The organism is Duganella lactea (genome assembly GCF_009857505.1).
Classification (GTDB): Bacteria; Pseudomonadota; Gammaproteobacteria; order Burkholderiales; family Burkholderiaceae_D; genus Rugamonas; species Rugamonas lactea.
Genome location: NZ_WWCP01000071.1, coordinates 1 through 7,710, shown reverse-complemented (window position 1 = coordinate 7,710; position 7,710 = coordinate 1). Strand labels below are relative to the sequence as shown.

At 58.6% G+C, this 7,710-nt stretch carries 8 protein-coding genes; 5 read left to right on the top strand and 3 right to left on the bottom strand.

Annotation, left to right across the window (positions count from 1 at the left end; all coding sequences use genetic code 11):
* Positions 1–549: 549 nt before the first annotated feature.
* Positions 550–1,002 (bottom strand): VOC family protein, encoded by a 453-nt coding sequence (locus tag GTP44_RS26440; RefSeq protein ID WP_161021755.1) that lies wholly within the window; start codon positions 1,000–1,002, stop codon positions 550–552.
* A gap of 210 nt (positions 1,003–1,212) precedes the next feature.
* Here GTP44_RS26440 and GTP44_RS26435 point away from each other — a divergent pair, with 210 nt between their 5' ends.
* The 3 genes from GTP44_RS26435 to GTP44_RS26425 all read left to right on the top strand — a co-directional run bounded on the left by GTP44_RS26435 (position 1,213) and on the right by GTP44_RS26425 (position 3,195).
* Entirely contained in the window at positions 1,213–1,449 is a 237-nt protein-coding gene (locus tag GTP44_RS26435) for a hypothetical protein (RefSeq protein WP_161021754.1), read from the top strand.
* A 354-nt stretch (positions 1,450–1,803) separates the two neighbouring features.
* Positions 1,804–1,983, top strand: a complete 180-nt coding sequence (locus tag GTP44_RS26430; protein ID WP_161021753.1) for a hypothetical protein — start codon at positions 1,804–1,806, stop codon at positions 1,981–1,983.
* A gap of 61 nt (positions 1,984–2,044) precedes the next feature.
* Positions 2,045–3,195, top strand: a protein-coding gene (locus GTP44_RS26425) for an IS3 family transposase (RefSeq protein WP_161021752.1) whose coding sequence is annotated in 2 segments (ribosomal slippage) — positions 2,045–2,291 and positions 2,291–3,195 — 1,152 coding nt in all. Because the reading frame shifts where the segments join, the coding sequence is not laid out codon by codon here.
* Here GTP44_RS26425 and GTP44_RS26420 read toward each other — a convergent pair.
* Both GTP44_RS26420 and GTP44_RS26415 read right to left on the bottom strand, forming a co-directional pair.
* Complete coding sequence (locus GTP44_RS26420) at positions 3,131–3,577, bottom strand: hypothetical protein (protein ID WP_161021751.1); 447 nt, start codon at positions 3,575–3,577, stop codon at positions 3,131–3,133. The genes GTP44_RS26425 and GTP44_RS26420 overlap by 65 nt on opposite strands.
* 275 nt (positions 3,578–3,852) lie before the next feature.
* Positions 3,853–4,221 (bottom strand): GAF domain-containing protein, encoded by a 369-nt coding sequence (locus GTP44_RS26415; RefSeq protein WP_229257101.1) that lies wholly within the window; start codon positions 4,219–4,221, stop codon positions 3,853–3,855.
* Positions 4,222–4,282: 61 nt separating this feature from the next.
* Between GTP44_RS26415 and GTP44_RS26410 the strand changes: the two genes are divergently transcribed.
* Together GTP44_RS26410 and GTP44_RS26405 are read left to right on the top strand one after the other, a co-directional pair.
* Positions 4,283–5,233 carry a bifunctional helix-turn-helix transcriptional regulator/GNAT family N-acetyltransferase gene (locus tag GTP44_RS26410; RefSeq protein WP_161021750.1) on the top strand — a complete coding sequence of 317 codons (951 nt, stop codon included), beginning with the start codon at positions 4,283–4,285 and terminating at the stop codon, positions 5,231–5,233.
* Positions 5,234–5,300: 67 nt separating this feature from the next.
* On the top strand, positions 5,301–7,688 hold the full coding sequence (locus GTP44_RS26405) for a penicillin acylase family protein (RefSeq protein ID WP_371867338.1): 2,388 nt from the start codon (positions 5,301–5,303) through the stop codon (positions 7,686–7,688).
* Positions 7,689–7,710 lie beyond the last annotated feature (22 nt).

The following is a 7,710-nucleotide window of genomic DNA, read 5'->3' as shown; positions in this document are numbered from 1 at the left end:
CTCAACTGGGAATGGATACGGCTCTTTCTTTTTGCGCGGTTTCTTGGTGGTCATCGTGTCGATCATGGAGCATCCCTTTCGGTATTATTTCATGACCCCGTTTCACACAGAAATTCTTACAGGCTCGAGTATTAGCATCCAAACCACCACCATTTAGCATGCCAAAACCTCCATTATTTAGCATCGCGAAACCACCACCGATTAGCATTCGAAACCGCCGCTTGGTTAGTCGCCTCAGTTTGCCCGGGCCAGTATTCCCATCACTACTGCCAGCGACTCTCATAAGTCGCCGCCGTTCGTTCTCACGGACTACCTCCACCCCACGGCATTGAACGCCGCCGCTCGCATTTGTGAGATTTCGCGTATTTTTCAGATGAGCAAGATGCTATCCTCTATGGCTAACGGCCGAGTTCGGCCAAAACCGGTCGCTCAAGTAATCACCTATTAAAACCTCACACCGATGATGCACCGCCCAGTTGATGCCGAAGTTGTTCTCCGTCTTACGTCTACCAGATAGCAACCAAGATAAAGTTTTCACTGACAGGCAGTTCACTCCGGATGTTGCATTAGTTCTATAGTGTGGCCGTCAGGTCCTCGGGTGTAGACCATGATTGTTCCGCTAGGCGCAGTTTGCGGTTCGCCGGTTGCCGTCCATCCATAATGGGCCATGCGATTTAGCATTGCGCGCAGATCGGTCACGGCAAACGTCAAATGAGCCGAACCGACGTCGCATGGACGTTGTTTCAAAACCACGCGGTCTTCCGGCGAATCGTACTCAATCAGCTCAACTCTATATCCATCGGGCCCCTCTAGGAGAGCGTTTCTTAAATAAGCTCCCGACACACCGACCACTTGTTCCATCGCGTGCCCACCGCCAAGCTCTTTGCGGTACACGAGTTGAAAGCCGAGAACCTCAGTCCAGAAATCAAGTACACCATCGATCGACGCAACTGTCAGCCCAGTGTGCTCGGTGCGCAATACGGTGGAGGTTTGGTCGTTCATAGGTGCATCCTGTTAACAGTCGAGGCCGCAGATTTATGCGAGAGTTAAGAATCCGTTCTGGGCCTCCCCCATCACTTTAACAGATGACCGTTATGGGCGGCTTCAGTCTAGAGTGACAATCTGTGATTTTTGCAGCAGAGCAAGCTGTTATCCTGAATGCCGCCGGCCGAGTTCGGCAACAACCGGACACTTGACTCTTTGAGGTTTGAAATGCAAATCGGCACTATCTTGGGTATTTTTGGCTCGTCTCTTGCATTGGCAGGGTGCGTCTGGCGAAAGCAGTGGGTTGCGGCATTGGCTATGCTCTTCTGGTTAGCTTACATAGTTTTCGACAAGGTATTTCCGTCTATCTTGCCAGAGCATTTGGTTACCGGTTTTTCCTTCGTATTCCTCGCTCTGGCGCTAATTTTTTGCTGGCAGGTTTATTTTCGCAAAAGAAACATTTAAGAACATCAGCGACGTGCTGCAACCGGCCAATACCGGACGTTGAAAGCAACCTCAAAATTTTAAATTTAGATATCGACATAATTAAGCCTGCACCTAGCATAGATCCTAACTCAATCAATGACTAAAATTTTTCCGATGGTAGAATTGTGCTTAAATACTGCTTCAACGGTTAAATAAATCCGATATTTTAAAAATGAATTGCTGTCAATTTAAAATACTCTTAATAGGTATTATAGCGATCATAGTGATTCTTGGAATTTGGTCGCCATTCTGTTCAAAAAGTTCTGTGAGCGAGTTGCTATATTGGAGGATCGTCTTGAGGAAAGTCGGTCAATATTTAGAGGCGAACTTGGTATGAATTCGTTTGAGATCGAACAATTCGGGGAAATAGTAAGCGCTGGCTACCGTAAGTCAAATGATGAAGCAGTCAAAATCATTGGAAATAGGATGTTCTTTTTAATGGCGTTGCAGCTAGTCATTCTTGCGTTGTTGTTCGTGCTGGTGATCCCTGAAACGGCAAGCGGCTGTTTGTGAAATTGAATCGCCACGACTATTGTAGACACTCCTGAGCCATAATTTAGGCAAAGGAGAAATCATGAGTGGGAAGCGTTACACGGAAGAATTTAAAGTCGCTGCGGTCAAGCAGGTTATTGAGCGCGGGCACCCGGCGGCTGAGGTCGCAGAGCGGCTCGGCGTCAGTATCCACAGTATTTATGCGTGGACAAAGCGGTATGGCGTGCCCGAAATCGAGCGCAAAGTCCAGGACGCCCAGTCTGACGAGATGCGGCGACTGAAGGCCGAATTGAAGCGCGTTACCGAGGAGCGCGACATCTTGAAAAAGGCCGCGGTGTACTTTGCCAAGACGTCCGGGTAAGGTACGCCTTCATTCAGGAAGTACAGGACAAATTTCCGGTGCGGCGGTTGTGCAAGATGATGGGCGTTCATCCCAGCGGCTTCTATGCGTGGTGCGTTCAGCCAGAAAGCAAGCGGGCCAAGGAAGACAAACGTCTGCTCGGTCACATTAAGCAGTCATGGCTGGAAAGCGGCGCGGTCTACGGCTACCGCAAGGTATCCGACGACCTGCGCGACCTGGGCGAGCGATGCGGCATCAATCGTGTTCACCGCATCATGCGCGCGGCGGGGCTGCGCTCGCAGACCGGATACGGCAAGCGCAAGTGGAACGGCGGCGGCGTGCCATCGGTGGTGGCGCCGAATCATCTGCAGCGGCAATTTGATGTGCTTGAGCCAAACCGGGTCTGGGTGACGGACATCACCTACATTCGAACCCATGAAGGCTGGCTGTACCTAGCAGTTGTACTCGACTTGTTTTCACGCCAGGTTGTCGGGTGGTCGATGAGCTCGCGGATTGATACAGAGCTGGCGATGAATGCGCTGCTGATGGCGGTTTGGCGACGAAAGCCGGCCGATCCTGTGATGGTTCATTCGGACCAAGGCTCGCAGTTCACCAGCAAGGACTGGCGCGATTTCTTGACGGCGCATCGGCTGGAGCCAAGCATGAGCCGGCGTGGAAACTGTCACGATAATGCTGTCGCTGAAAGTTTCTTCCAGCTTCTAAAACGCGAGCGCATCAAGCGCAAGACCTATGCAACCAGGGACGACGCCAGGCAGGACATCTTCGACTACATCGAGATGTTCTACAATCCGAAGCGCCGTCACAGATTTAATGACAGGCTTTCGCCAGCAGAGTTTGAGCGAAGGCATTTTGAACGGCTCGCGGGTGTCTAGCAGACTCGTGGCGATTCACAATGCAGGTAAAGCAGGCAGTAGTCAAAACGATTCCCAGAATGAGCACCGAGGGCGTGGCTCCCAGATCGGAAATGCTGCGGCTAATATTATGCCAAACGATGCTGCCAAACAGCAGTGTAGGAAAAAGCAGGAGTGCAGCGCCCACCCAGCGCCCGATCTGAAGCGCAAGCGGATAGCGCGAAGGGATCAATGCCGGAATCCAAAAAGGTGCGGAGAAAAGTGCGCCGACAACTAGCCAGAAAACTGACGTGCCGCGCGAGTAGCCATCGTCTTCAAGTGCATACGAAAAGCTCGCACCGGAGAGCGTGAGGAATCCGCCGCAAAGCATTGCGCAGATCAGCAAAATAATACGAGACAACATTGGCATCTGCTAGCTCCTTAGTTGCTGTAGTAATTAATAGATTCAGAGGCGATGCAAGTATTTTCGACAGCGTAGCATATCTTCATATTCAGTTTGGGCCGCAAAGAGCCCCACGCGGATCTGCGTAGCAGAGAAATCCTGACAGTCCGAGATGGGGCGCAAGCCGCCGGTCGCAGTACGCCTCGCATCAGCACACGCCATTTCAGGTGGCGGTTTGGCATGCGAATCACTGGCGGGTCTGCAACGCTAAACGGTGGCGGCTTTGACGCTAATACTTATTTGTCGGCAAAGCGCTCGTCCGCGCGTGTATCGGGAATGATGAAAATGTCCGGCTGCAAGATGACGTGGTCACAGAAGGAGATAGCGCGGGCGGTCTCACAAAGATCGACGCCCACGCTGGCCTTGAACCACTGACGATTTTCATCGAGCAGCGTGATCAGGGCGAACGGCACATCGAACTCCCGCGCCGCGAACCGCACTATTTTGTCGAAGCGTGCTTCGGGCGGCGTGTCCAGGATCAGTAGCTCGCGCAAGGCGGCAACGCGTTCTTTGTCGTAGGCGGCATGGTGGCCGCGTAGTCGTGTTGCGATTGCAATAATATTAACGAAATGCGGCGCACGCGTGTCCGTGCGGCCGCACCACACATTGTTGACTCAGTCAGCAATCTATCGCACAATCGAACGACTAGCGATAGCCGGAGTGTTCATGCCCGTCCCAGTTTTTTCCGATCGCGTTGCCGCAGTCCGTTCCTTCAACCGTTTCTTCACCCGCCAGATCGGTGTGCTGCGCGAAGGCCTGTTGCACAGCGAATTCACGCTGACTGAAATGCGTGTGCTGTACGAACTCACCCACCATGGTGACCAGCCATCGGCCGCGCTGTGCCGCGACCTGGGACTGGACCGCGGATACTTGAGCCGCATCGTCGCCAAGTTCGAAAACGCGGGCCTGGTCAGCAAGGTGCCATCGGCCACCGACGGCCGTTCCAAGCTGCTGCACCTGACGGCGCGCGGGCGCGGAATCTACGAACCGCTGGACCGTCGCTCGCGCGACGAAGTGGGCGACATGTTGTCCCGCTTCGACGAGGTCGACCAGCTGCGCATGCTGGATGCGATGCACACCATACGCGCGCTGCTGGACGCGCACAGCGGCATGAAGTACGCCCAGCCTTTCGTGCTGCGCGCGCACCGCGCCGGCGACATGGCATGGATCACGCGCCGCCACGGCGAGCTGTATGCCGCGCAGCAGGGCTGGGACCGCAGTTTTGAAACGCTGGTCGGCCAGATCTGCGCCGATTTCGAGCGCGATTTCGATCCGGCGCTGGAGCATTGCTGGATCGCCGAGATCAACGGCCAGCCGGTCGGCTCGATCGCGCTGGCGCGCAGCGGTGAGGAGGGCGTGGCCAAACTGCGCTTGCTGCTGGTGGAAGAGCAGGCACGCGGCCTGGGGCTGGGATCGCGACTGGTCGATGAGTGCCACAAGTTTGCGCGCGCCGCCGGCTACCGCAAGATGCGTCTGTGGACCACCGATCAGCAAAAGGAAGCGCGTCACATCTATCTGAGCAAAGGCTATCGGCTGGTGGCCGAGGAAGCGGTGCATGCCTTCGGCAAGGACATGGTCAACGAGACGTGGGCGCTGGATCTCGTACCAACAAGCTGATTGCCCACGCCTCGTCTCTCTGGCACTATGGCCGCTGTGATCGTGGTCATAGTGTAAAGGAATGAATATGCAAAAGAGCGGGCTGCTGGTGTGGTCGAAGCGGATACTGATCGCCGCCGTGGTGTTGCTGGTGCTGGCGGTTGCCGCCGCATGGCTGTATTTGCGCGGCAGCCTCGCGCAGCTGGAAGGCCAGCGCCAGGTCGCCGGCCTTGAAACCACGGCCAGCGTCGCCCGTGACGCGCACGGCGTGCCCGTCATCAGCGGCGGCAGCCGCGACGACGTGGCCTATGCCACCGGTTTCGTTCACGCGCAGGAGCGCTATTTCCAGATGGATCTGTTGCGCCGTGTGCCGTCGGGCGAGTTGTCCGAGCTGTTTGGCGAACGCGCGCTGCCAATCGATACATCGCACCGGCTGCATCGCTTCCGCGCCCGTGCCGAGCTGGCGGTGCGGGCGCTGTCCGCCGCTGATCGCAAGCTGCTGGAGCGCTACACGGCGGGCGTCAACGACGGCCTGAATGCGTTGAGCGCCAAGCCGTTTGAGTACGCCTTGATCGGACAACCGCCGCGTGCCTGGTCGCCGGCCGATACGCTGCTGGTGGTGTGGGCCATGTACTTCGATTTGCAGGGCAATCTGGAATCGCGCGAGCTGGCGCGCGGCTGGTTCCGCGACAATACCGATGAAGCGCAGCGCGCCTTCCTCGCGCCCGAGTCGACACCGTGGGACGCGCCGCTCGATGCGCAGACCATCGACAGCGGCGAGGTGGTGATTCCCGCCACGCCGCCCGCCTGGTGGGGCAAGCCGAAAGCGGCCGATGCGCCGGCGCCGGCCAAGCTGGCGCAGGCGGAATTTCTCAACACCGTCGGCAGCAACAACTGGGCGGTGGCGGGCAGCCGCAGCGACACCGGCGCCGCCATCGTCGCCGACGATATGCACCTCGGCATTCAACTGCCGGCCATCTGGTATCGCGCCGCATTGCAATTCCCGGACGGGAAGGGCGGGCAGCGGCGCATGGTTGGCGTGACCTTGCCCGGCACGCCGTTTGTGGTGGTGGGCAGTAACGGCCATGTGGCGTGGGGCTTCACCAACAGCTACGGCGATTACCTCGACTTCGTGGAGCTGGAGGGCAAGGAGCCGCAGGTGGCGCATGAGGAAACCATTCTGGTCAAGGGAGCGCCGGCGGTGAAGCTGGTGGTGCGCGAGACCGCGCTTGGTCCGATCCGCGAGGTGGGCGCGCGCAGCTACGCGGTGCACTGGGCCGCGCATTTGCCGGGCGCGGTCAATCTGAATATCGCCCATCTGGAAATGGCAGATACGCTCGATGAAGCGCTGGCGATCGCGCCGACGCTGGGCATCCCGGCGCAGAATTTCGTTGCTGGCGACAGCAAGGGGAATATCGGCTGGACCATCGCCGGCCCGATGCCGCGCCGTGCCGCCGCCGGCATGGCTTCCACTTATCCGCTTAAAGCCTGGGAAGCCGCCGGTTTGTGGCAAGGCTGGCTGCCGCCGGAGGCGTATCCCAAAGTGGTGAATCCGGCCGCGGGTCAGATCGCCACGGCCAACAGCCGCCAGCTTTCCGGCACCGGCGCGGAGTTGATCGGCGACGGCGGCTTTGACCTTGGCGCACGCACGCACCAGGTGCGCGACGGCCTGACCGCGCTGGGCGCGAAGACCGATGTCAAGAAGGTCTACGCCATCGGTCTCGATGACCGCGCGTTGTTCCTCAGCGCGTGGCGCGAACGCGCCCTGGCCGCATTGGATGCGAAGGCCATCGCCGGCAACGCGCAACGCGCCGAGGCGCTGGCGCTGCTGAAGGATAGCTGGAGCGGCAATGCCAGCGTGGATTCGGTGGCTTACCGCATCACGCGCGGTTTCATGTACGCGGTGTACGACATCATGTACGACAACGTCAATGCGGAACTGGCGCGGGTTGACCCCAAGGCCAGCATGGCGGCCGTCAGCGCACGCTGGCCGGTGGTGCTGGCGCGTCTGCTGGACCAGCAGCCCGCCGGCTGGTTGCCGCCGCAGTACGCCAACTGGCAAGCCTTGCAGGTGGCGGCGCTGGACCGCGTGATCGCCGACCTGACCAAGGACGGCCAGCCTCTGAAGAACGCCACCTGGGGCCAGCGCAACACGGCGGTCAGCGCGCATCCGATGGCGTCGGCGATACCGCTGCTGGGCAAATACCTGAAGGTGGCGCCGGACATGCTGGCCGGCGATCAGCACATGCCGCGCGTGGCCGGGCCAACCTTCGGCCAGTCCGAGCGATTGACGGTGTCACCGGGCCACGAGGAGCAGGGCATTTTCAACATGCCGGGCGGGCAAAGCGGCCATCCGCTGTCGCCGTACTTCCTCGATGGCCGCATGGACTGGCTGACCGGGCGCGCATCGCCGCTGCTGCCGGGGCCCGCGCGGCACACGCTGACGTTCACGCGCGCGGCCGGCGCCACGCCTTAGGCGCGGCGGCGCTCCAGCGCGG

Excerpts from the sequence above, each read along its gene's own strand:
- GTP44_RS26440 (WP_161021755.1), bottom strand. The coding sequence starts at position 1,002 with ATGAACGACCAAACCTCCACCGTATTGCGCACCGAGCACACTGGGCTG.
- GTP44_RS26435 (WP_161021754.1), top strand. The coding sequence starts at position 1,213 with ATGCAAATCGGCACTATCTTGGGTATTTTTGGCTCGTCTCTTGCATTG.
- GTP44_RS26430 (WP_161021753.1), top strand. The coding sequence starts at position 1,804 with ATGAATTCGTTTGAGATCGAACAATTCGGGGAAATAGTAAGCGCTGGC.
- GTP44_RS26420 (WP_161021751.1), bottom strand. The coding sequence starts at position 3,577 with ATGTTGTCTCGTATTATTTTGCTGATCTGCGCAATGCTTTGCGGCGGA.
- GTP44_RS26410 (WP_161021750.1), top strand. The coding sequence starts at position 4,283 with ATGCCCGTCCCAGTTTTTTCCGATCGCGTTGCCGCAGTCCGTTCCTTC.
- GTP44_RS26405 (WP_371867338.1), top strand. The coding sequence starts at position 5,301 with ATGCAAAAGAGCGGGCTGCTGGTGTGGTCGAAGCGGATACTGATCGCC.